General features: G+C 65.2%; 17 protein-coding genes and 1 riboswitch. Of the genes, 12 read left to right on the top strand and 5 right to left on the bottom strand.

Going from position 1 to position 23,375, the window contains the following annotated elements:
* Nucleotides 1-22 precede the first annotated feature (22 nt).
* Entirely contained in the window at nucleotides 23-997 is a 975-nt protein-coding gene (ilvC, locus tag SMAL_RS16915; protein WP_012512037.1) for a ketol-acid reductoisomerase, read from the bottom strand.
* 687 nt (nucleotides 998-1,684) lie between these two features.
* On the opposite strand from ilvC, the gene ggt reads away from it, so the two are divergent.
* Nucleotides 1,685-3,403: a gamma-glutamyltransferase gene (ggt, locus tag SMAL_RS16910; RefSeq protein WP_041864679.1), complete on the top strand. Its 1,719-nt coding sequence runs from the start codon at nucleotides 1,685-1,687 to the stop codon at nucleotides 3,401-3,403.
* 561 nt (nucleotides 3,404-3,964) lie between these two features.
* Here the strand turns inward: ggt and SMAL_RS16905 are convergent.
* Complete coding sequence (locus tag SMAL_RS16905) at nucleotides 3,965-5,542, bottom strand: BCCT family transporter (RefSeq protein WP_006390329.1); 1,578 nt, start codon at nucleotides 5,540-5,542, stop codon at nucleotides 3,965-3,967.
* A 66-nt stretch (nucleotides 5,543-5,608) separates the two neighbouring features.
* Between SMAL_RS16905 and SMAL_RS21055 the strand changes: the two genes are divergently transcribed.
* The 7 genes from SMAL_RS21055 (at nucleotide 5,609) to SMAL_RS16875 (ending at nucleotide 15,630) form a co-directional block, all read left to right on the top strand.
* Nucleotides 5,609-5,749 carry a hypothetical protein gene (locus tag SMAL_RS21055; RefSeq protein ID WP_154354822.1) on the top strand — a complete coding sequence of 47 codons (141 nt, stop codon included), beginning with the start codon at nucleotides 5,609-5,611 and terminating at the stop codon, nucleotides 5,747-5,749.
* Nucleotides 5,750-5,788: 39 nt separating this feature from the next.
* Nucleotides 5,789-5,890: riboswitch (TPP riboswitch) on the top strand.
* An 82-nt stretch (nucleotides 5,891-5,972) separates the two neighbouring features.
* Complete coding sequence (gene thiC / locus SMAL_RS16900) at nucleotides 5,973-7,817, top strand: phosphomethylpyrimidine synthase ThiC (protein ID WP_012512035.1); 1,845 nt, start codon at nucleotides 5,973-5,975, stop codon at nucleotides 7,815-7,817.
* Nucleotides 7,818-7,951: 134 nt separating this feature from the next.
* Entirely contained in the window at nucleotides 7,952-8,623 is a 672-nt protein-coding gene (locus SMAL_RS16895; protein WP_012512034.1) for an ion channel, read from the top strand.
* Nucleotides 8,624-8,892: 269 nt separating this feature from the next.
* Nucleotides 8,893-11,217: a winged helix-turn-helix domain-containing protein gene (locus tag SMAL_RS16890; protein ID WP_012512033.1), complete on the top strand. Its 2,325-nt coding sequence runs from the start codon at nucleotides 8,893-8,895 to the stop codon at nucleotides 11,215-11,217.
* A gap of 114 nt (nucleotides 11,218-11,331) precedes the next feature.
* A complete protein-coding gene (locus SMAL_RS16885) occupies nucleotides 11,332-12,231 on the top strand; it encodes a helix-turn-helix transcriptional regulator (protein WP_006390157.1) in 900 nt (299 codons plus the stop codon).
* Between the two features lie 49 nt (nucleotides 12,232-12,280).
* On the top strand, nucleotides 12,281-15,244 hold the full coding sequence (locus SMAL_RS16880; RefSeq protein ID WP_006390155.1) for a TonB-dependent receptor plug domain-containing protein: 2,964 nt from the start codon (nucleotides 12,281-12,283) through the stop codon (nucleotides 15,242-15,244).
* A gap of 179 nt (nucleotides 15,245-15,423) precedes the next feature.
* Nucleotides 15,424-15,630: a hypothetical protein gene (locus SMAL_RS16875; RefSeq protein ID WP_012512032.1), complete on the top strand. Its 207-nt coding sequence runs from the start codon at nucleotides 15,424-15,426 to the stop codon at nucleotides 15,628-15,630.
* Nucleotides 15,631-15,686: 56 nt separating this feature from the next.
* Here the strand turns inward: SMAL_RS16875 and SMAL_RS16870 are convergent, their stop codons facing one another.
* Together SMAL_RS16870 and ppa are read right to left on the bottom strand one after the other, a co-directional pair.
* Complete coding sequence (locus SMAL_RS16870; RefSeq protein ID WP_006390153.1) at nucleotides 15,687-16,808, bottom strand: HDOD domain-containing protein; 1,122 nt, start codon at nucleotides 16,806-16,808, stop codon at nucleotides 15,687-15,689.
* A 151-nt stretch (nucleotides 16,809-16,959) separates the two neighbouring features.
* Nucleotides 16,960-17,496 (bottom strand): inorganic diphosphatase, encoded by a 537-nt coding sequence (ppa, locus tag SMAL_RS16865; RefSeq protein WP_006390151.1) that lies wholly within the window; start codon nucleotides 17,494-17,496, stop codon nucleotides 16,960-16,962.
* A gap of 184 nt (nucleotides 17,497-17,680) precedes the next feature.
* Here ppa and SMAL_RS16860 point away from each other — a divergent pair, with 184 nt between their 5' ends.
* From SMAL_RS16860 to SMAL_RS16845, 4 genes are all read left to right on the top strand, one after another.
* On the top strand, nucleotides 17,681-18,154 hold the full coding sequence (locus tag SMAL_RS16860) for a hypothetical protein (RefSeq protein WP_012512031.1): 474 nt from the start codon (nucleotides 17,681-17,683) through the stop codon (nucleotides 18,152-18,154).
* 72 nt (nucleotides 18,155-18,226) lie between these two features.
* A complete protein-coding gene (locus SMAL_RS16855; RefSeq protein ID WP_006390147.1) occupies nucleotides 18,227-18,727 on the top strand; it encodes an RNA polymerase sigma factor in 501 nt (166 codons plus the stop codon).
* Nucleotides 18,728-18,831: 104 nt separating this feature from the next.
* A complete protein-coding gene (locus SMAL_RS16850; RefSeq protein WP_012512030.1) occupies nucleotides 18,832-19,770 on the top strand; it encodes a FecR family protein in 939 nt (312 codons plus the stop codon).
* Nucleotides 19,771-20,014: 244 nt separating this feature from the next.
* Entirely contained in the window at nucleotides 20,015-22,936 is a 2,922-nt protein-coding gene (locus SMAL_RS16845; RefSeq protein WP_012512029.1) for a TonB-dependent receptor, read from the top strand.
* 95 nt (nucleotides 22,937-23,031) lie between these two features.
* Here SMAL_RS16845 and SMAL_RS16840 read toward each other — a convergent pair whose 3' ends face one another.
* Nucleotides 23,032-23,289, bottom strand: coding sequence for a DUF2789 domain-containing protein (locus SMAL_RS16840; RefSeq protein ID WP_006390068.1), 258 nt, complete (start codon nucleotides 23,287-23,289; stop codon nucleotides 23,032-23,034).
* Nucleotides 23,290-23,375 lie beyond the last annotated feature (86 nt).

Genomic DNA, 23,375 nt, shown 5'->3' with positions numbered 1-23,375 from the left:
CGGGTGGGGGAGGGCCGCGCGGTTACGCGGCCTGTCCTTGCAACCAGACCATCTTGGCGCGCAGTTCCTTGCCTACCTTCTCGATCGGGTGCTCCAGGTCGGCCTGCTTGAACCTGTTGTAGTTCGGCAGGCCCGCTTCGTACTCGGCCACCCAGTTCTTGGTGAAGGTGCCGTCCTGGATGTCCTTCAGCACTTCCTTCATGCGCGCCTTGGTGCCGGCGTCGATCACCCGCGGGCCGCTGACGTAGTCGCCGTACTGCGCGGTCTCGGAGATGAACTCCAGCATGCGCGAGATGCCGCCTTCGTAGAACAGGTCCACGATCAGCTTCAGTTCGTGCAGCACTTCGTAATAGGCGATTTCCGGCTGGTAACCGGCTTCCACCAGCGTCTCGAAACCGGCCTGCACCAGCGCCGAGGCACCGCCGCACAGCACCGCCTGTTCGCCGAACAGATCGGTCTCGGTCTCTTCCTTGAAGGTGGTCTGGATCAGGTTGGCGCGGGCGCCGCCCAGGCCACCGGCATAGGCCAGGGCATACTCGGCGGCCTTGCCGCTCTTGTCCTGGTAGACCGCCCAGATGCACGGCACGCCACGACCGATTTCGTACTCGCGGCGCACCAGTGCACCGGGGCCCTTGGGCGCGACCAGCACCACGTCTAGGTCCTCGCGCGGCTTGATCATGTCGAAATGCACATTCAGTCCGTGCGCGAACAGCAGCACCGCACCCTGCTTCATGTTCGGTGCCAGCACATCGTCGTAGAGCTTCTTCTGCACCATGTCCGGGGTCAGCACGGCGACCAGGTCGGCATCCTTCACCGCATCGGCCGGTGCTTTCACGGTGAAGCCGTCGGCCTGCGCCTTGACCTCGGTGGGGCCGCCCGGACGCAGGCCTACCACCACATCGAAGCCGGATTCACGCAGGTTCAGCGCGTGCGCGCGGCCCTGGCTGCCGTAGCCGATGACAGCGATCTTGGTCTGGGGCAGGTCGTTGGTGCTCATGGGGGAGGTTCCTTGCGGTGGGAAGAAAAAAGAACGGCCGGTCGTCGAGGTGACGTGCCGGCCGGTCAGGGGAAAGCGGTGGAGGAGGCGCCGCGCATCGCACAGGCACAGCCACCACGAGGCGTCGTGGTGGTGCTGGTCCTGGTTTTGAAGGTGGCGTTGTTCATGGTGGTTGCGTCTGAAACCAGGTCCTGAAATGAAAAAACCCGCACCGGGGCGGGTGCGGGTTTTTGATGAGTTCCGGTGTGTTTGTTGCTTACACGCTGGCTCGTCCCGCACCTGTTGGTTGGGTAATAAGTACGAGCACAAGAATCGAACGCAGCGAGGCGGCGCCGATGTCGGCGGCTTCAATGTGGGTTCGCGGTGGCGTGTTGTGATGCAACATGTGATCGAGAGAAACACAGCCGTTTCGGCGATGTCAACCCTTGCGATGGAATTTCCATCGGTTGCCGCTGCATCCAGCGCAATCGCTTGCAGCACAAGGATGGTTGCCGCTGAAAGTGTTTCGGTGAACCCGAATTCACTCTTTTCGTTGTGGTTTTTGCGCGGGAATGGGGGCGTCTCTGCCGCTTCGCTCGCCGGGCCATGCCCGGCGGATCACCCGCCTGGTCCATGACCTCTGCCCGATACCGCATGAAGGCCGCAGCGGCGAAGATCGGGGCATCACCCTTCCACCGGAACCCGACCGTGTCCCGACGCCTTGCCCGTTCCCTGCTCGCTGCCGCCGTGCTGGCTGCCGTGCCCGCGCTGTCCTTCGCCGCCGATCGCATCACCGGCCATAGCTTCGCCACCCGCTCGGAGGTGATCGCCCCGCATGCCATGGCCGCCACTTCGCAGCCGCTGGCCACCCAGATCGCGCTGGATGTGATGAAGGGCGGTGGCTCGGCGGTGGACGCGGCGATCGCCGCCAACGCCGCACTCGGCCTGATGGAGCCGACCGGCAACGGCATCGGCGGCGATCTGTTTGCCATCGTCTGGGACCCGAAGACGCAGAAGCTCTACGGCTACAACGGCTCGGGCCGCTCGCCGAAGTCGCTGACCCTGGCCGAGTTCCAGCGCCGTGGCCTGAAGGAGATTCCCGCCACGGGCCCGCTGCCGGTGTCGGTGCCTGGTGCGGTCGACGGCTGGTTCGCCCTGCACGACCGTTTCGGCCGCAAGCCGATGGCCGACAACCTGGCACCGGCCATCGGCTACGCCCGCGACGGTCACCCAGTGGCTGAAGTGATCGCCTACTACTGGGACCGCTCGGTGCCCAAGCTGTCGCAGTATCCGGGCTTCAAGGAGCAGTTCACGATCAATGGCCACGCCCCGCGCAAGGGTGATATGTGGAAGAACCCGAACCTGGCCAGCACCCTGCAGAAAATCGCCGACGGTGGCCGCGATGCCTTCTACAAGGGAGACATCGCCCGCACCATCGGCGACTACTTCAAGGCCAACGGTGGCTACCTGAGCTACCAGGACATGGCCGACCACCACGGTGAATGGGTCGAACCGGTCAGCAGCAACTACCGTGGCTACGACGTGTGGGAGCTGCCGCCGAACAGCCAGGGCATTGCCGCGCTGCAGATCCTCAATGTGCTGGAAGGCTACGACTTCTCGAAAATCCCGTTCGGTTCACCCGAGCATGTGCACCTGTTCGTTGAAGCGAAGAAGCTGGCCTTCGCCGACCGCGCGCGCTTCTATGCCGACATGGCGTTCCAGCCGGCGCCCGTGCAGAAGCTGATTTCCAAGGACTACGCCGCACAGCGCCGCGCGTTGATCTCGATGGACAAGGCGCTGAAGGAAGTGCAGCCGGGCACGCCGAAGCAGCTGGAAGAAGGCGACACCATCTACATGACCGTGGCCGACGCCGACGGCATGATGGTCTCGCTGATCCAGTCCAACTACCGCGGCATGGGCAGCGGCATGGCGCCGCCGGGGCTGGGCTTCATCCTGCAGGATCGTGGCGAGATGTTCGTGCTGCAGAAGAACCATCCCAATGGCTACGCACCGGGCAAGCGCCCGTTCCAGACGATCATCCCGGCGTTCATCACCAAGGGTGGCAAGCCGTATGCCAGCTTCGGCGTGATGGGCGGCGCGATGCAGCCGCAGGGCCACGCACAGATCGTGATGAACCTGGTGGACTTCGGGATGAACCTGCAGGAAGCCGGTGACGCACCGCGCATCCAGCATGAAGGCTCGACCGAACCGACCGGACAGGCCACGGCGATGACCGATGGCGGCGAAGTGAATCTGGAGACCGGGTTCCCGTATGAGACGGTGCGTGCGTTGATGCGCAAGGGGCATCGCATCGTGTTCGCCGACGGGCCCTACGGCGGGTACCAGGCGATCATGCGTGATCCCGAGACCGGGGTTTACTACGGTGCTTCGGAGAGCCGCAAGGATGGGCAGGCGGCGGGGTACTGAGGTTTTCCGGCCACCGGGCTGAGCCCCCTCTGCGGTGATGGTTCGTGGAAGCGGGATCATGTGATTGGGCCGGGCGGGTGGGCTGGTCGGGGGACGCCGTGAATCCGTCCCTGGAGGCTTGGCCGCGGCATCCATGCCGCGGACACCCCCGCCCAGCCCACCCGCCCGGCCCCTGACAGTTTCCGTGCCCGTCACCGCAGGAAAAGAAAAAAGAAGATCAAAAGCAAAGGCAACAGCAACAGCTGCGCGCTGCGGGTTGGGGTCGGATCCGTTTTCCGGAGGAAAACGGATCCGACCCCTTCCTGTTTTCCGATACACCTCATCCACGCATGCCGTGGATGGACCAACCGTCACACGTAACCTGTCGGGGGTGGGGCGGTGTGGGTGGGCAGGACCGTTGGCGCCATGGATGGCGCCATCGAGCCCCCATGGACGGGTTTACGGCGTGTCCTGCCCACCCACACCGACCCGCCCAACCAGTAGAAGCCCAGAGCTGCTCTGGGTTTTGAACTTGCTCTTGCTTGAAAGAAAAGCGGTGCAGCCGCAGGCTGCAAAACTCCCTCAATCCTGATCGTGCGCGCGCGCCGCCTCCGCCTGGGTCTCTTCCTGCGCCGCCATCTCGCGCGCGATCCACGCGTCGATCATGTGCCGCTGGCGCTGCGCCTGCCGCCGCTCGCGGGTGTACTCCTGGTCCAGTACCCGGTACAGCGACACCATCACCAGCACCATCAGCAGCGCGAATGGCAACGCCGCGATCGTGATCATGCCCTGCAGCGCATCCAGGCCACCGGCCAGCAGCAATGCGGCTGCGATCAATGCCACCGCGATGCCCCAGGCCAGCTTGCGCTTCAACGGCGGATCGCCTGCCTCGTCAGTGGACATGCTGGCCAGCACCAGCACCGCCGAATCGGCTGATGTCACGAAGAAGATCATCAGCAGCACCAGTGCGATGCAGGAAAGCAGCAAGGGCAGCGGCATGCTGTCAAACAGGGTGAACAGCACCGTCTCATAGCCGTTGCCCAGCGCCTGCACCAGGTCGGCGTGGCCGAAGATCTGCGCCCACAGTGCAGTACCACCAAACACCGCGAACCAGAAGAAGCCCAGCACCGTCGGTGCCAGCACGACGCCGATGACGAACTCGCGGACGCTGCGCCCACGCGAGATGCGCGCGATGAACGAGCCGACGAACGGCGCCCAGGAAATCCACCACGCCCAGTAGAAGATGGTCCAGTCCGCTACCCATGTGCTGCCCGAGAACGGCGACATGCGCAGGCTCATCGTCACCAGCTGGTTGAGGTACGACCCCAGAGTGGTGGTGAACGTATCGAAGATGAATCCGGTCGGGCCCAGCACCAGTACGGTGGCCGCAAGAAGCGCGGCCAGCGCAAGATTGAAGTTGGACAGCCACTTCACGCCGCGCTCGACACCGCTGGCGGTGGACGCCATGTACAGCACGAACGCGATGGCGATGATGGTCAGCTGCAGTGGCACACCCGCGTGCAGGCCGAACACGCGTTCCATGCCGGCAGCGATCTGGATGGTGCCAAAGCCCAGCGTGGTGGCAACGCCAATCGCGGTGGCCACGACCGCGGCGATGTTGACCACGCGTCCGATCCAGCCACGATGGTGGCGGCCGATGATCGGTTGCAGCATGTCACTGACCAGTCCACGGCCATTGCGGTTGAACTGGAACCAGGCCATCGCCAGGCCGATCAGCGCGTAGATTGCCCATGGATGCAGGCCCCAATGGAAGAACGCATAGCGCATCGAAGCCCGCGCCGCGTCCATGCTCTGCGGTGCAAGGCCTTCCGGAGGCTTGGTGAAGTGGGAAATCGGCTCGGCGGCGCCCCAGAACACCAGGCCGATGCCCATGCCGGCGGCGAACAGCATCGACATCCAACTGGCGCGCGAGAACTCCGGCTCGGCATCTTCACCGCCGATGCGCAGGTTGCCGAAGCGACCGAATGCCAGGTACATCAGGAAAGTCAGCGCCAGGAACACGACCAGAAGATAGAGCCAGCCGACACTGCGGATGACATCGGCGAGTACCGACTGAACGACGGTATTGAACGGGCCGGGCGCGAAGCCAGCCAGCAGCACCAGCAGCAGAACGAGTGCGATGGAAACGCGAAACACCATGAAGGAGCTTCTCCGATCAAGGGATTGAGGGGAGCGAGCAGAGCTTGCTGCGAGGGGGCCGGCGGCATGCAGCACGAACCGGGCAGGAGCCGCGAAGGCGGCAAAGGAAACATCGGCCGCAGCGGCACGATGCGCGTGCACGTTACTGAATGCGATGTCACGGTTCTGTTAATGCCGATGGAGCAGCGCCACGCCATGCATGGATGAACGGCCATGAGCTGCAGTGCGTTCTATGCTCTAATGCACGGCAAGAAGCGGGGGTACCGCGGCCATGTGGCCACGGTTGAGACAGTCCCTTGGAACCTGATCCGGCTCATACCGGCGTAGGGAAGCTTTGCAGTGCAGCCATGCCCGGACTCCGCCCAAGGACCGTCCGGATGCGGCCGCAGTGCGCCGCCGCTTCGTCCCTGACCTTCCTGGACGATGCCCGATGAACGCACAGCTCTCCGCCCTGCAGCAACAGGCCCAGCAACTCTCCGAATCCGTGACCCGGCCCATTCCCGGTTCGCGCAAGATCCACGTGCCCGGTTCACGCCCGGATCTGCAGGTGCCGATGCGCGAGATCGCGCTGACCCGCACGCCGACCTTGTTCGGCGGAGAAGAGAATGCACCGGTGACCGTTTACGACACGTCGGGCCCGTACACCGACCCGGAGGTGCGCATCGATCTGTCCGCTGGTTTGCCGGCACTGCGTCGCGGCTGGGTGGAAGAACGCGGTGATACCGAGCGGCTGGAAGGACTGAGTTCTTCGTTCGGTCGCGATCGCGAGCATGACCCGAAGCTCGATGCGGTGCGCTTCCCCGCGCGCAGCCTGCCGCGCCGTGCGCGCGCAGGTGCCAACGTCACCCAGATGCATTACGCGCGCCGCGGCATCATCACCCCGGAAATGGAATTCGTCGCGATCCGCGAGAACCAGCGGCTGGAAGCGATCCGCGATGCCGGCCTGTTGCAGCAGCATCCGGGCGAGGCGTTCGGCGCTTCGATCCAGAAGATCATCACGCCGGAGTTCGTGCGCGATGAAATCGCGCGCGGCCGTGCGGTGCTGCCCAACAACATCAACCATCCGGAAAGTGAGCCGATGATCATCGGCCGTAACTTCCTGACCAAGATCAACGCCAACATCGGCAACAGCGCGGTGTCCTCCGGTATTGCCGAAGAGGTGGAGAAGCTGGTGTGGGCAATCCGCTGGGGCGGCGACACGGTGATGGACCTGTCCACTGGCAAGCACATCCACGAGACCCGCGAGTGGATCATCCGCAACTCGCCGGTGGCGATCGGTACCGTGCCGATCTACCAGGCGCTGGAAAAAGTCGACGGCCGCGCCGAAGCACTGACCTGGGAGATCTTCCGCGACACCCTGATCGAGCAGGCCGAGCAGGGCGTGGACTACTTCACCATCCACGCCGGCGTGCTGCTGCGCTACGTGCCGCTCACCGCCAAGCGGGTCACCGGCATCGTCAGCCGCGGCGGCTCGATCATGGCCAAGTGGTGCCTGGCGCACCACAAGGAGAACTTCCTCTACACCCACTTCGAAGACATCTGCGAAATCATGAAGGCCTACGACGTGACCTTCTCGCTGGGTGATGGCCTGCGCCCGGGCTGCATCGCCGATGCCAATGATGCTGCGCAGTTCGGTGAACTGGAAACGCTGGGCGAGCTGACGAAGATCGCCTGGAAGCATGATGTGCAGACCATGATTGAAGGCCCCGGCCACGTGCCGATGCAGCTGATCAAGGAGAACATGGACAAGCAGCTGCGTGAGTGTGGCGAAGCGCCGTTCTATACGCTGGGCCCCCTGACCACCGACATTGCGCCGGGCTACGACCACATCACCAGCGCGATCGGTGCAGCGATGATCGGTTGGTTCGGCACCGCGATGCTCTGCTACGTGACGCCGAAGGAGCACCTCGGCCTGCCCAACCGCCAGGACGTGCGCGACGGCATCATGGCCTATCGGATCGCCGCCCATGCGGCCGATCTGGCCAAGGGCCATCCGGGCGCGCAGGTGCGCGACAACGCGCTGAGCAAGGCGCGTTTCGAGTTCCGGTGGGAAGACCAGTTCCACCTTGGCCTGGATCCTGAGAAGGCCAAGGAGTTCCACGACGAGACACTGCCCAAGGACGCGCACAAGCTGGCCCACTTCTGTTCGATGTGCGGTCCGCACTTCTGTTCGATGAAGATCACCCAGGACGTGCGCGAGTACGCCGAGTCGGGCATGAAGGAAAGGTCGGAGGCATTCCGTGCCGCCGGTGCCGAGGTCTATCACCAGGGCTGATCCCGCCCAGGTAGCGCCGGGCCATGCCCGGCGACGTGGGGGTTCAGGACAGCCGCCGGGCATGGCCCGGCGCTACCGGAGCCTCACATCCATCCCGGCTATCCTCGCCGCATCGCCCAGGGGAAAAGGACGCCATGCCCGTTGCCGTGACCACCCGCTGGCTGGCCATCGCCCGCCGCCATCCGTCTGCATGGCTGCTGGGCGCGCAACTGCTGGCGGTAGTCCTGTATCCGGCGCTGGATGACACTGCTGGGGGGCGCGCGGCCTTGGGCATGTTCGGCATGGCGGTACTCGGCCTGGCGCTGTGGGTGGTCCAGCGCAGCCCGCTGGGCACCTGGCTGGCGCTGCTGCTGGCCTTTCCCTCGGTGGTGTTCTCGCTGGCCGGCGCACTGCTGGACCGTACTGCCCTGTTGACCACTGCGCAGTTGCTGGAAAGCCTGCTGTATTTCTATACGGCGGGGGCCCTGATCGCCTACATGCTGCAGGACCATAAAGTCACCCGCGATGAACTGTTTGCTGCTGGAGCAACCTTCACACTGCTGGCCTGGGCCTTCGCATTCACCTTCGCGGTCTGCCAGCAGTGGTATCCGGGCAGTTTCCAGGGCACTGGCGGTGGGGCGCAGCGGACGTGGATGGAGCTTCTTTATCTGAGCTTCAGCTTGTTGTCCGGAGTGGGTTTGAGCGACGTGGTGCCGCTGCACCCGCAAGCGCGGGCACTGGTCATGCTTGAACAGTTCGCAGGCGTTATGTACGTGGCGCTTGTCGTATCGAGATTGGTCGGTCTGACCATGCTTCGGCGCATGTGAAAATGAACGCCAGATAAAAATTTCGCGCCCAAGAGGGCGCGAATAGTGAAGCAGATTATGTGAATGCGTCGGCGAGAGAGAGCCTGAGTGTCGACCCCGTCATAGGCGGGGTAACCGGCTTAGGCTAATATCCGGGGGCGATATTGTTTTTGCGGTATGCGCCGATGCTTTGTGCGGAATCTGGCTTTTCGATGGCCCTGTCCAGGGACGGTAGGGGCGGTATTGCTGGTGAACCCTGCCCAGACCCCGTCCCTACTGTATAGCGGAAGATGAACAGCAGCGAATTCCTGCCCGTCGAGGCCGACCGTATCCAGGTTGGCGACTGCGTCATCACCTTGTCCTCGCGAGAGGTCGAGGTCGAAGGCGCACGTCGACCTCTCCGGTTGACGCCGAAGGCGCTGGGCGTGCTGCGGGTGCTGATGCGTCAGCCGGGGCGGGTCGTGACCCGTGAAGAGCTGTTTGCAGAAGTCTGGCCCGATACGCTGCCCACCAATGACGTGCTGACCCAGGCGGTCACCCAGCTACGCAAGGTGTTCGCCAATGACGACGACAATGGCCAGGCCTACATCGAGACCATCGCCAAGAGCGGCTATCGCCTGTTGGTGCCGGTGCTGGTGCTGGATGACGTGGCGCCTGTCGTGGAGGTTGATGCGGTCCCTGAGGTGATGCCCGCGCTGGCAGGTGCCAGTGCGATTCCGACGGCGACGGTGTTGCCGGCTCCTTCACGGCGCAGTGGATGGCGGCAGTTGCGCCGGCAACTGCTGTGGGTGCTGGGTGTGCTGATGCTGGCCGCGCTGGTGGTCATGGCCACGCTGCTGTTGCGCCGCGGACCGGAAACGAGTTCGCCAGTGGATGCGGCGGTCGAGAACGGTGTGCGGGTGATCGGCAGCCCGCAGCGCCCCTATCGCTTGATCACTGCGACCAGTGGTTTTGAGACGTATCCCACGCTTTCGCCGGATGGCTCGCAGGTTGCCTATGAAGGCGCCAACGAGGACGGTGCCGGCGGCGGCGCGATCAAGGTGCAGACGTCCGGTAATGCCCCGGCCAGGCAGCTGGCGCTGCCACCCAAGGGTGCCAGTGACCGTTTCCCGAGCTGGTCGCCGGATGGGCGCGAGATCGCTTTTGCCCGTTTCAGTGCCGATGGGGGGTGCCAGGTATTGATCGCCAGCGCGACCGGAGGCGTCGTGCGCCAGGCCACGCGCTGCGACGGAACCGAGCTGCTGAGTTTCGACTGGACCCCCGATGGCCGTGGCCTGGTCTTCGGCAGCATGGTGGGCCGCTACGCCCATCGTGGTATCCGCGTGCTCGACCTGGCCAGCGGGCAATGGCGCGCGCTGGCGTATGAGGTTGACCAGGATGATTTCGACTACGCGCCGCGTTACTCGCCCGACGGCAAGTGGCTGGTGTTTGTCCGCAACCCGCAGATGGGCGACCTCTGGCGGATGCCAGCAGGCGGCGGTGCGCTGGAACAACTGACCAACGAGTCCGCCGAGCAGCGCGGCTGGGCCTGGCTGGGCGACGGGCGCAGCATCGTGTTCGGCCGCCGCGTCGACAGCGAGGTGCGCCTGTACTACCTGGATGTCGAGCGGCGTACGCTGCGTGATGCCGGCCTTGATGACGCGCAATGGCCGACGGTGTCACGCCATGGTGACGTGTTGGCTTTCGTCCATCGCCGTGCACAGTTCGGTGTGTTCAGGATGCCGATGGCAGGCGGGGGCGCCGAACGCCTGTTCGCCTCCAGTGGGCGTGACGGTCAGCCGATGGCAGCGCCCGATGGCCGCCAGCTGGTCTTCACCTCCGACCGCTCCGGCAGTTTCGCCTTGTGGTGGGCCGACATGCAGCGGCCGGATTCGCTGCGGCCGATCGAGGGGTTGCGGCCGGAAGGCCGGCAGGCGCCGGACTGGTCGGCTGACAGCCGCCAGTTGCTGGTGGTCGGTCGTGACGAGCACGGGCGCACCGTGGTCTACGAAATCGCACCGCGTGACGAACGCCTGCAGCCGCTGCCGGTTCCGGTCGAACAGCCATTGCAGGCGCTGTATGGGGCGACCCCCGGACAGCTGCTGGTGGTCGAGCGCGATGCCGAGCAGCGCACCCGGTTGAGCCTGTTTGATCGCAGCGTGACCCCCTGGCGCCGGTTGGCCAGCATTGATGGCGTCTCCCAGGCCCGTTTCGATCGCGGTGGCGGCCGGGTGTTGTTCACCCGGCTGGCGTCCGGTGGCTTGTGGTCGGTGGACGCGTCGCTGTCCCCGGCCAGCGTGCAGCAGGTCAGTGAAGACCGGCCCAGCCGGTGGCGCTATCGGACCTGGACCGTGGCTGGCGCGGGTGGCATTGGCTATCTCGGTACCTCTGCCGAGTGCGGTACCACTCTGGTCCATATCCAGGCCGGCAAGGAAGCGCCCGAACGCTGCCTGGATCGACAGCGCCTCAGTGCGGGCAACGGCATCAGTGCCAGTGCCGATGGACGCGATCTGTTCGTCGCCCTGGCGATCAGTGATGGCGCCGACATCGGCGTAATGCAGCTGCCCAAGCCCGCCCCGACGCTGTTCCCGGCATTCCTCAACTCGTTGATACTGAAGAAGAATATTTCTTCGTGATTTCTTCGTGGGGTTCTCGCCGCGAATTCGTGGCGATCTCGGCGGATTTTCCTGACGGCGTGACGCCTGATTAGGCAAAACGGAGGCCTGTATCAGGCAAACCCGTGGTGCCCCATGCGTCAACTCTCGCTGGCCGATCGCGGCCAAACCGTTTCCCTCGACAAGGCCCTCGACGATGTTGCGCCGACCTGCATGGGCGTGGCCCGGCTGGGCAGCCTGCAGACTGCAGGCACCAGCTTCACGGTCTGGCTTCAGGTCCGGGGCAATTCCTGGGTCGAGGCCAAGGAAGGACGCTTCCGCCTGCGCCACGGGGAGTGGATCGCCTTCGAGAAGGAGTCGCGTCCGCTGGTCCAGGCAGGACGCAGCAGCCTGTGCGTTGGCCTGAACCTGAACGCCGAAGCGCTGCGTGTACTGTCCGAGATGGCCGACTGCGGCCTGTATGCGGGCCGTGGTCGCATGAGCCGCGGCGACGCCCGGGTTGCCCTGCGCCTCTGGCGCGATGCCTTGGCCAGCGGCATGCCGGCACAGGCGCTGCGCCCATTGCTGCTGCATCTGGCGGGCCTGCAGCGTGGGCTGGCCGACAATGTGCAGCGCTGCCCGGGCCGGTCACGCAGCCGCAAACGCCAGGTCTTTGGCCGCATGCAGCGCGCCCGCCTGTATCTGGAAGGCAACAGTCACCGGGTGGTGCGCATCGGCGAGCTGGCCGAGCTGACCAATTTCTCCAGCTGGTACCTCTCCAAGACGTTCCAGAGCCTGTACGAAGAGAGCCCCCAATCGCTTTCGGCGCGGTTGCGCCTGGAGCGGGCAGCCGACCTGCTGCGCGATACCGACATGATGGTGGGAGAAGTCGCCGCGGCGAGCGGATTCGACAACTGCTGCAGTTTCGCGCGTGCCTTCCGGGCCCGCTACGGCCAGTCGGCCTCCCGCTTCAGGGAAAACGACGGCTTGCTCCCGCCACATTCTGCAAAGTCTCCGGTTGGGTCGCGCAAATACAGCGTCGCAACGCAATCGTAACGTGCTGAAGCGTTTTAACACGCTACTAACACGTACCTTGGAGAGATTGATGAACGTTCGCACCCCTGCTGTGCGGTTGGGCCTGCTGCCCGCCGGCATCGCACTGGCGCTTGCCCCGGCATTTGCTTCCGCCCAGGAAGCCAGTGCCCCCACCACCCTTGATCGCCTGGAAGTCACCGGCTCCCGCATCCGCTCGGTGGATGTGGAAACCTCCCAGCCGGTCCTCACCGTAAGCCATGAGGACATTCAGCGTTCGGGCCTGGTCAGCGTCGGCGACCTGCTGCAGAACCTGTCCGTGGCAGGCACCCAGACCTTCAGCAAGGCGGCCGTGCTGGCGTCCAACCCGGAACAGGGCGGCCAGTACGTCAGCCTGTACAACCTGGGTGAGCAGCGCACGCTGGTGCTGGTCAACGGCAAGCGCTGGAGCACCAGCCTGGCCGGCTTCACCGACATGTCGACCATCCCGACCTCGCTGATCGAGCGCATTGAAGTCCTGAAGGACGGCGCCTCGGCGATCTACGGTTCCGACGCCATCTCCGGCGTGGTCAACATCATCCTGCGCAAGAACTTCGACGGCGCCGAGGCCAGTGCCTATTACGGCCAGAACAGCCACGGCGACGGTTCCAAGACCCAGTACAGCCTGACCCTGGGTGCCACCGGCGAGCGCTCCTCGATCGTGTTCGGCGCGAACTACATCAAGGAAGATCCGGTGTGGGCCAAGGATCGTGGCCTGACCCAGTACTCCTATGGCCAGGGCCACAAGGAAGACGGTCTGAGCCCGGCGGGCCCGTGGGGCCGCTTCACCGATCCGCGTGCCGAAGGCACCGCCGGTGCTGGTGAATACAACAAGGCTGGCAAGTGGGTCCCGAACACCTGGGTGGTCAACCACACCGGTTCGTGGGACACCCCGGTCGGCGTTGGCCAGCCGTCGAACAACTTCAACAACTACCACCTGATTGGTCTGGACGACTACTACAACGCCTCGCAGCAGATGATGCTGAACCAGGGCGCTGAGTCGAAGACCATGTTCACCTCGGCCAGCTACGACATCAACGACAACCTGCGTCTGAAGTCGACGGCGATGTACTCCGAGCGTGACTCCAAGCGCCAGATCGCCGGCTACCCGCTGACCGGCACCTCGCAGCCGCAGTTCCCGGTGGCGATCAGCAAGGACAGCATCTACAACCCGCTGGGCAACTGGGCCAACCCGGGCGCCGGCGTTGACATCGGTGGCTGGGGCCGTCGTATCTTCGAACTGCCGCGCATCACCCAGAACAACGTCAAGTCGCTGCACTTCGACGCGGCCCTGGAAGGCAACTTCGACTTCAACAACCGTCCGTTCGACTGGGATGTGGGCATCAACTACAACCAGTTCGATGTGACCCAGACCAGCTCGGGCAACATCAACCTGCTGGCACTGAAGAACGCCCTCGGCCCGTCGTTCATCAACGCCAACGGCGTCGCCCAGTGCGGCACCGCTGCCAACCCGATCGCGCTGGGCACCAGCCCGGGCAGCTGCGTCCCGTTCGACCTGCTGGGCGGCGCCAGCGCCGCGACCCCGGATGCGCTGAAGTACATCAACACCCTGCTGAACTCGACCGGCCAGAGCAAGAGCAAGCAGTACTTCGCCAACATCACCGGTTCGTTGTTCGACATGCCGGGCAATGCGGGCGAGTTCGCCTTCGCTGCCGGTTACGAGCATCGTGAAGTGTCGGGCTACGACCACCCGGACGCGCTGTCCTCCTCGGGTTACACCACCGAGCTGGCCGCCCAGCCGACCGAAGGCAAGTACAAGACCAACGAGTTCTACCTGGAACTGATGGTGCCGCTGCTGCGTGACCTGCCGGGTGCCAAGGAGCTGTCGCTGGATATCGCCAGCCGCTACTCGGACTACGACAAGTTCGGCAACACGGTCAACAGCAAGTTCAGCGTGACCTGGAAGCCGATCGACGACCTGCTGGTGCGTGCGACCTACGGCGAGGGCTTCCGTGCCCCGACCCTGGACGACACCTTCGGCGGTGGTTCGCAGACCTTCGACAAGTTCACCGATCCGTGTGATGCCGTGTTCGGCCAGCGCAGCAACCCGGCCGTTGCCGCCCGTTGCGGTGCTGAAGGCCTGGCGTCCGACTTCCGTCAGACCGACGCTGCTGGTCGTCCGATCAGTGCCCGTGACACCCAGGGCAACAACCCGTTCAACTCGGGCGTGGGCAACGACAAGCTGCAGCCGGAAACCAGCAAGACCCGCACCGCGGGCCTGGTGTGGAGCCCGAGCTTCGTCAGCGGCCTGAACGTCTCGCTGGACTGGTACAAGATCACCGTGGACAACGTGATCACCGCGCTGTCGGCGAACTACGTGCTGAACCAGTGCTACCAGAACGGTGTGCAGGCCTTCTGTGACCAGTACAGCCGTGGCGACGTTGCCAATGGCCAGCAGGTCACCGGCCTGAGCCGCGGCAATGCCAACCTGGGTTCGCTGGAAACCGAAGGCTACAACTTCGGCGTCCGCTACCGTATGCCGGAATACAGCTTCGGTACCCTGTCGTTCAACCTGGACACCAACTACCTGACCAGCTTCCGTCAGCAGGCCACCAAGGGCGCTGCATGGGATGACTACGCAGGCTACTGGAACTACCCGCGTGTCCGCGGCACCCTGGCAACCACCTGGACCAAGGGCGACCTGTCGGCCACCTGGACCATGCGTTACTACGGCGGCTTCCGCGACTTCTGCTACGACCAGGAAAATGGCCTGGAGTGCAACCAGCCGGATTACTACACCGAGAACGGTGGCTGGACCGGCGGCCTGGGTGCCAACAAGAAGGGTGCGATCGTCTATCACGACATCTCGGCCACCTGGCAGGCTCCGTGGAACGGCAGCGTGACCGTCGGTGCCCGCAACGTGTTCGGCAAGACCCCGCCGATCACCTACGCGGTGACCAACGCCAGCGCCGTGCAGCTGGACCCGATGCTGGATTACGACCGCTTCCTGTTCATCCAGTACAACCAGCGCTTCTGATCCATCGAAGCCTGAAGGCAATACGAGGAGGGCGGGCCGCAAGGCCCGCCCTCTTTGCGTTTGGCAGGGCCGGGTCGGGAAACTCTGAATCGGGCGGTTCAGCGACAGAGGTCACGCTTGTCGCAACTGGACCGCTGGTACGTTCACAGAGGTCCATTCCGGACCAAGGAGAGCGCGAAATGAAGAACGCGATGCCACGGATGTTCGCTGCGGCGGTTCTCGCCGTCCTGAGCCTGGCCGGCAGTGTGTCGGCCGGTCCGCTGGTGTGTGCCAATGGCCGCTATTGCGCGGAGGTGCGCAGCAACTGCATCAAGGCCGGTGAGGATGCGGCGTACTGCCAGTTCCTGTTCGAGCGCTGCGTGTACGACCACTGCGCGCAGCCCTGATGCAACGAAGGCGCGTCACTGCGGGCGCGCCTTCATCGCATGCATTGCCGGTGTGATCAGGCTTCGCTGGGCGTGAGCCCCATCAGGCTGTTGGCATGCTCGCGCCACTGCGGCAGTTTGTTGAGCACGCCCGCGCGCTGCAGGTAGTCCTCGTCCACCGGATCGCCATTGACCAGTGCCAGTGCCACGTGCACCGCGCCGGTTACCCAGAAGCTGCGTGTGTTGGCACGCTGCGGTTGCAGATGGAACGCCACCGCTTCGATGATCGGCATCGGCAGTCCCCACAGGCCCAGCAGGTAGGCGCCGGCTTCGGCGTGGCCTGGGCGGGTATCACCGGCCAGCGACGGTTCGCTGCGCTCGTTGCGCACGCCGGGCAGCAGCAGGCCGATGTCGGCCAGCAGGGCGGCGGTCGCGCCCAGTTCGGCGCTGGATTCGGGCAGCAGGCGTGCGGCCAGCCGCGAGGCGAGCAGGGCACGTTGCTGCAGCGAGTTGCGTTCGGCCGTGGACAACGTCGGTGCCGAGAACACTTCACTGGCCAGTACCAGGTCGCGCAGCGTCGACAGGCCAAGGCGTGTCACCGCCGTACGCAGGTCGGCAATGGTGCGCCCCTGGCTGAAGAACGCCGAGTTCGACAGCTGCAGCACCTTCGCGGCAATGGCCGGATCGGCCGCCACAAGCTTGGCCACGTCGGCGCTGTCGGCGTCGTCGTCATGCTCCAGCGCCTGGGTCAGGCTCAGGTACAGGTGCGGCGGCGACGGCAGTTTCTCGATGCGGCCGATGGCATCACGCAGACGAGGGCTGTCCAGCACCTCGCGTAGTTCTTCCAGGCTGGTCAGTGCTTCCAACAGCACTTCCGGCGCCAGTGGCAACGGCAGGAAACGATGGGCGACACCGATCAGGCGCGCCGGTGGCGGGCGGTTGCCATGCTGTGCATCCACCAGTGCGATGCGGATGGTTTCCGGGCGCAGCGTCCGGATCTGGCCGAGCAACGTGGTTGCATTGAGGTCCGGCAGCTGCGGACAGACGATCACCGCATCCACGCCCTGCGTAGCCACCGCGGTCATCGCGGTCTGGCCATCGATAGCGGTCAGCGGCTGCCAGTCTTCCCCAAGATCGGCAATGAATTCGGTCAGCTCGGCCGGCAGGCTGGCTGCATCCCCAACAAGCAGAATACGCACGACACATTCCCCTGGCTGTCTCGACGATGGATGTCGACGACGTGTGAAGTGACGCAATTTACCTAATACGGCGACAAAGGTGATGCGCCGCAGTCATGAAACGTGACCCGCATCGCTCCGACGGCCTGCGCCGGAGCGATCCGGTTCAGGCTCAGGCCTTGCTGTCGAGATGGCGCTGATGCGCCTCGACCAGGATCTGCTTGGCCTCAGCGGCGCCACCCCAACCGTCGAGCTTGACCCACTTGCCCTTCTCCAGGTCCTTGTAGTGCTCGAAGAAGTGGCCGATGCGCTCCAGCCAGTGGCTGGACACCTGCTCGATGTCTTCCACGTGGGCGTAGCCGCCGAACACCTTGGTGACCGGCACGGCCAGGATCTTCTCGTCGCTGCCTGCCTCATCGCTCATCTTCAGCACGCCGACCGGACGGCAGCGCACCACCGAGCCCGGAACCAGCGGCAGCGGCAGCACCACCAGCACGTCGGCCGGATCGCCGTCGCCACACAGGGTGCTCGGCACGTAGCCGTAGTTGCAGGGGTAGCGCATCGGGGTGGACAGGATGCGGTCGACGAAGATCGCGCCGGTTTCCTTGTCCACTTCGTACTTCACCGGCTCCGAGTCCTTCGGGATCTCGATGATGACGTTGATTTCTTCCGGCGGGTTCTTGCCGGGCGAGACGAGTTCCAGACCCATGGTCGTGCTCCAGGTGGGGGATATAGACGGATAGCCCCCCATTTTATGCCTTTGCCGGGCGCTGTGCAGGGGGCGCGGCCGACAGCACGGCACGGCAGTGGCCCACCCTTGCTGGAGGTGTTGCCCGATGGGGGCATCGGGACGCCGGGTGCAGGCTGGAACCCTGTTCCCGAGGAGCTCCCGCATGAAAATGTCTGCCCTGCCGATCGGCCTGACCTGCGCGCTGCTGATGGCGCCGCCGGTACAGGCGTTTCCCTATGTCGATCTGATCGACTACCCGCACCAGGAGGCCAACTGGGACCGCTTCTTCGCCTTGGAAGGCCGGTTGCAGCATGGTTTCGACGCCATCTGTGGCGACACCTTCTGCGAGGGCGAGTACAGCGATATCCGCGCTCTGCGCCTGCGCTGCTCGGTGGATGCGGTGCGTGGCACCGTCCATGAGTGTCTGTGGGCATTTGCCGCCAGCGATCTGGCGGTGACTCCGGCCGATGGCACCGTGGTGGCCCGGCAGCCGACCTGGCTGTGCCGGCTGCCGCTGGTGGCGGGAACCCCGGTGGAGGCCTTCCATGCCGCGCTTGCCGCCCGCAACCCACTGCACGACCCACTGCCGGGCACGTCGCAGAGCGCCTATGACGGCCTGACCGAATGCATCTATTGATGAGAACGTGACTGATTCGCATTAACGGAGTAGCATGCGCGGCGCCTTCCGTCTGTCCTCCCGGCCCCGCGCATGTCCTCCAATGCCGCCACCCTCACCGAACTGCTGATCCGCGAGCGGCCGGCACTGCTGCGCCGGGTGCAGCGCATCCTCGGCGGAGACAATGGTGCCGAGGACGTGATCCAGGCGGTCTGGTTCAAGGCGCGTGGGGTCGACGACAGCCAGGCCATCGACAACCCGCGGGCCTATCTGTACCGGCTGGCCGCCAACCTGGCCACCGACCATGGCCGTGAATCGACCCGCCGCAACCGCCTGCTCGCCGACCATTACCTGTGGGGGCCGGACGAGGTGATCTCGACCGAAGAACAGGCGATGGCACAGGACGAACTGCAGCGGGTGCTGGATGCCGCCGGCCACCTGCCGGAGCCGACCCGCACCATTTTCCGCCTCAACCGCCTGCAGGGCCTGACCCAGGCCGCGATCGCACGCCGCCTCGGCGTGTCGGTGACCACTGTCGAAAACCACGTGCGCTCCGCGCTGCAACGCCTGGCTTGGGCGCGCAGCGGCCGATGAACGACCCGGCTTGGGGCAGGCCTTCGCTGAAACGTCTTGATTACTGGACCGTGCATGCGGTCTAGTTCCTTCGCCCGCGCTTGAATGCGCCTCTCTGCCAGCCCATGAGCCCGCCGAACACGCTGCCCGCCGCCAACGATGATGCCCTGGCCGAACAGGCCCGGGGCTGGATCGTGTGGCTGGCGTCTGGCGATATCAGTGATGCGCGCATGCACGACTTCGAGTGCTGGCTGGCACTGCCGGGGCATCGCCGTGCCTTCGAGCACGAGCGTGTGCTGTGGCGCAGCGCAGGGCCGCGTCCGTCGCAGGCCGCGACGATCGCGCGGCGCCGGCCGCAGCGCCTGCGGTGGGCGATGGCCGCCGCTGCGGCGCTGGCGATGCTGGTGGTGTGGCCGGAAGCCTGGCTGCGTGCGCAGGCCGACCATCGCAGCACGCATGTCGTACAGAACGTGCAGCTGCCTGATGGCAGTCGCGCGGTGCTGGATGCCGACAGCGCGATCGCCGTGCACTTCGATGCGAATGCGCGCCAGGTCGAGTTGCTGCGGGGCCGCGTCTGGTTCGAGGTCAGTCCAGACGCGCAGCGGCGTTTCAGCGTGCGTGCCGGCAATGGTGTGGTCGAGGACATCTCCACCGCGTTCACCGTTGCGCGCGGCGATGACCGGGTGGAAACCCAGGTCGGGCAGGGCAGGGTGCGTGTGGCCAGCCCGGCCGACGGTGGCTGGACGTACCTGCAGGTGGGGCAGCGTGCGGTCTATGGCGAGCGCAGTGGCGTGACGCGGCTCGATGACGTGGCGGCTGACAGTGTCGGCGCCTGGCGGCAGGGCGAGCTGCTGCTGGAGCAGGCCAGCGTCGCCGACGCGGTGCGAGGGGTAGGGCGCTATCGTGCTGGCCCGACCTTCGTGCACGGTGATCTGTCGCGGTTGCCGGCGGTCAGTGCAGCGCTGCGCATCGATCGCCCGGAGCAGGCGCTGGACGCGCTGGCGGCAACGGCAGGTTTGCAGGTTACCCGTCTGCCGTTCGGGGTCGCCATCGTCCACCCGTAGATCCCCGCCATTCCCCGTGTGCCGACCAACGGTCGGCACCCACCACTGCAAGCAGCCGACCAACAGTCGGCAGCCGCCGCGACAACCTGAGATACACCTTCAACTGCAATTCCCTCTTGGGGTTGTCGCCACCCCATCCGTCTTACCCCGCGAACGTACCCGCCGCCGCCACGTACGTCGCCGTGTCCGCGCCCGCCGCGGATGACGCCGCGCCTGCGGCTCCGATTACCTGACAGGTTCCCCCATGTTCGACTCCCATCGTCCGGGCCGCGTGCTGCGCCCGTCCCGCCTGTGCATCGCGTTGCTGGCTGTCGGCCTCGCCTGCGCCGCACCATCGTCCGTACTGGCGCAGAGTGCTGCCAGCGGCCATGCGGCCCTGCAGCGTTTCGACATTCCCGCGCAGCCGCTTGATGAAGCGCTGCGCAGCTACATGCGCCAGTCCGGTGTGCAGGTGGTGTATCCGGCCACGCTGGCCCAGGGCGTGAGCTCGCACGCGGTCAGCGGTAACCTGTCTTCCGATGAGGCCCTGGCTCGCCTGCTGCAGGGCAGTGGCCTGGCGGTGCGCCGGGTCGGCACCGATGCGGTCACCCTGGAATCGGCAACTCCCGTGCAGGCCGACAGCGGCGTGATCGTCACCGACACGCTGAGCGTGGCCGGCGACCGCGTCGACAGTGGCGCAACCAGCGACGAGGCGCGCCTGCTCGACGGCTATCGCAGCGTCGGCTCCACCACCACGCTCAACCGCACCCACCTGGAGCGATTCCGCGGTACGTCCAACGGCGACATCGTCAAGGGCGTGGCTGGCGTCACCGCCGGTGATCCGCGCGTGGGCAACGGCTTTGACGTCAACATCCGTGGCATCCAGGGCCAGGGCCGCGTGCCGGTGATCATCGACGGTGGCCAGTCCAGCATGGATACCTACCGTGGTTATGCCGGCCAGTCGCAGCGCACCTACCTCGACCCGGACCTGATCTCCAGCCTGACCATCACCAAGGGCCCGAGTCTGCAGGCCAATGCCTCCGGTGGCATCGGCGGCGTGGTCGAGATGGAGACGCTGAAGATCGGTGACGTGCTGCGCGAAGGGCGGGACTTCGGCGTGCGCGTGCGTGGCGGCCTGGCCAACAACAGCGCCAACAACCTGCCTTCCTACAGTGCCGCGCCGCGCAACGATCGCAGCGCCACCGGCAGCCAGTTCTTCAACGTGGCCGCGGCCGGTCATTGGGATCGTTTCGATCTCGTGGCCGCCTATGCCTACCGTGACAATGGAAACTACTTCTCCGGCAAGCACGGCTACGACGATTTCCCGCAGACCCGGCGCACGCTGGCACCGCTGAATCCGCCGCGTACCGAGGTCTTCAATACCTCGGCGCGCTCGAAGTCGGCGCTGCTCAAGGGCACCTGGCGCATCGACGATGCACAGATGCTGGAAGCGGGCTACCGCCGCTACGAGGGCACCGCCGGCGAGATCATGGCCTCGCAGATCATCCGCGTCGATCGCGACCGCATTCCGCAATGGGATCCGGGCCACGTCGACATGGACAGCTACACCCTGCGCTATCGCTTCAACCCGGACAGCGAGCTGGTCGACCTGCGCGTCAATGCCGCGTACACCGACACCGACAGCGTGATGTACAACAGCCTGACCGGCATCACCCCGTGGTACTTCGATCGCCGCACCGAGTGGTACGACGCGCCCAGCTTCAGTGGCGACCCCGGCTACAAGGATGCGTACCGCAACCCGCTGCGACAGAAGCGCTTCGGCCTGGATGCCAGCAATACCTCGAAGTTCGACACTCGTGCCGGCGCGTTCACCCTCGACTATGGCCTGTCCTACAGCGACGAAGACATCGCGCCGGGCAGTTCGGGGCCGGTCATGCACGACGATCTGATCAACAACCGTTTCCTGCGCAACGCCGAGCGCAAGGAATACAGTGCCGTGGCCTCGCTGAAGTGGCAGCCCGATGAGCATTGGGAACTGCTGGCCGGCGGCCGCTGGAACCGCGTGGATGTGCATGACCGCAACCGCCTGGCCACGCCCGATGCCTATGAGGTGCAGGGCCAGTACCGCTACACCGAACTGCTCAACGGCAACCCGGCGTTGCCGTCGTGGCGGGCCAAGCGCATCGCGCTGCTGAACTGGTATCCGGATGCCAACGGCAACTTCACCCAGGAATCGCTGCTGGCCTCACCGTACAAGAAGGGTACGGTGGGCGACATCGGTGGCTGGAACTTCTACGACGCCGGCAAGGCGCAGGACCTGGAAGTGCCGGTCAGCTGGACCTGGTCGCAGCCGATCCGCCGTCGTGACACCGCGTTCTCGCCGACCGCCAGCGTGGCTTACCGCTTCAGCGAAGACACCATGGTCTATGTGAAGTACGCCGAAGGCACCAAGCTGCCGAGCCTGTTCGAGACCACGCTGGGCCTGTTCACTGCCGCCAAACCGGTGGGCGAGCTGAAGCCGGAGCGCGCGCGCAGCTGGGAAATCGGCGCCAGTACCATCCGCTACGACCTGTTCACTGCCGGCGACCGCCTGGCACTGAAGCTGGCCTACTTCGATACCCGCATCGATGACCTGATCACCCGCGACTACCGCACGCTGTCGGCCGGCCTGATCCGCAACGTCGACCAGTTCAAGGTCTCGGGCATGGAGTTCCAGTCCAGCTATGACAGCGGCAAGGTATTTGCGGATCTGTCCGCGCACTACTACTTCAAGGCCAAGACCTGTGCACCGGACATCGCCGCCGAGCGCCGTGCCTATGGGGCACAGCGCAGGAACGATGAGCTGGCCAACACGCCCAACTGCGTGGACGGTGGCTTCGAGGGCTCGTACACCAATACCCAGAATCCGCCGCGCTACATGGTCAACCTGACCCTGGGCTCGCGCCTGTTCGACGAGCGCCTGACCTTCGGCACCCGCGTGGTCCACAACGCCGGCCCGATCAGCAAGCTGGACAAGGACTGGAACGTGGGCCTGTCGGCGATCCAGCAGCTGTACCGGCCGACTACCCTGGTCGACCTGTTCGCCAGCTGGAGCTTCAACGACCAGCTGTCGGTGGAAGCGGGCGTGGACAACGTCACCGACCGCTACTACCTGGATCCGCTGGCGCTGGGCGTGATGCCGGCCCCAGGTCGCACCGCGCGGCTGGCATTGACCTGGAGGTACTGATCGGCGGGGTCGGATCCCTTTCCTGCGGAAAGGGCTCTGACCCCAGCGGGAGACAACGGTAGCGCCGGGCCATGCCCGGCGCCTTCCTCCAGGCATTACAGCCCGGTCGCCGCCTTCACCGCATCTTCGTGCAGCGACTCGTTCAGTTCATCCACCACCGTGGTCCATGCCGCATCGGCCTGCAGCGACTCGGACAGGAACTGGCGCTGGGCATCGTTCCAGTACGGCGCTTCGACGACTTCCACATCGGTGGCCAGCTGGTGTTCGCGGATGAAGCGGGCGATGCCCTCGGCGCTGGCGTCCAGGCCCAGCTGCAGGAACAGGTTGGTCATGCGCGGTTCGGTGGTGATCATCGTCGGTTCCTGCGGGAAGAAGGGATACGCCATTATCGGTGCCCATGGCCTTGGGGAAAGCCCCATGGCGAACGTCTACAGCAGGA

Source organism: Stenotrophomonas maltophilia R551-3, from assembly GCF_000020665.1.
In the GTDB taxonomy this organism is placed as follows: Bacteria; Pseudomonadota; Gammaproteobacteria; order Xanthomonadales; family Xanthomonadaceae; genus Stenotrophomonas; species Stenotrophomonas maltophilia_L.
The sequence above is the reverse complement of the archived record's forward strand: the minus strand, read 5'-3'. Positions and strand labels throughout refer to the sequence as shown.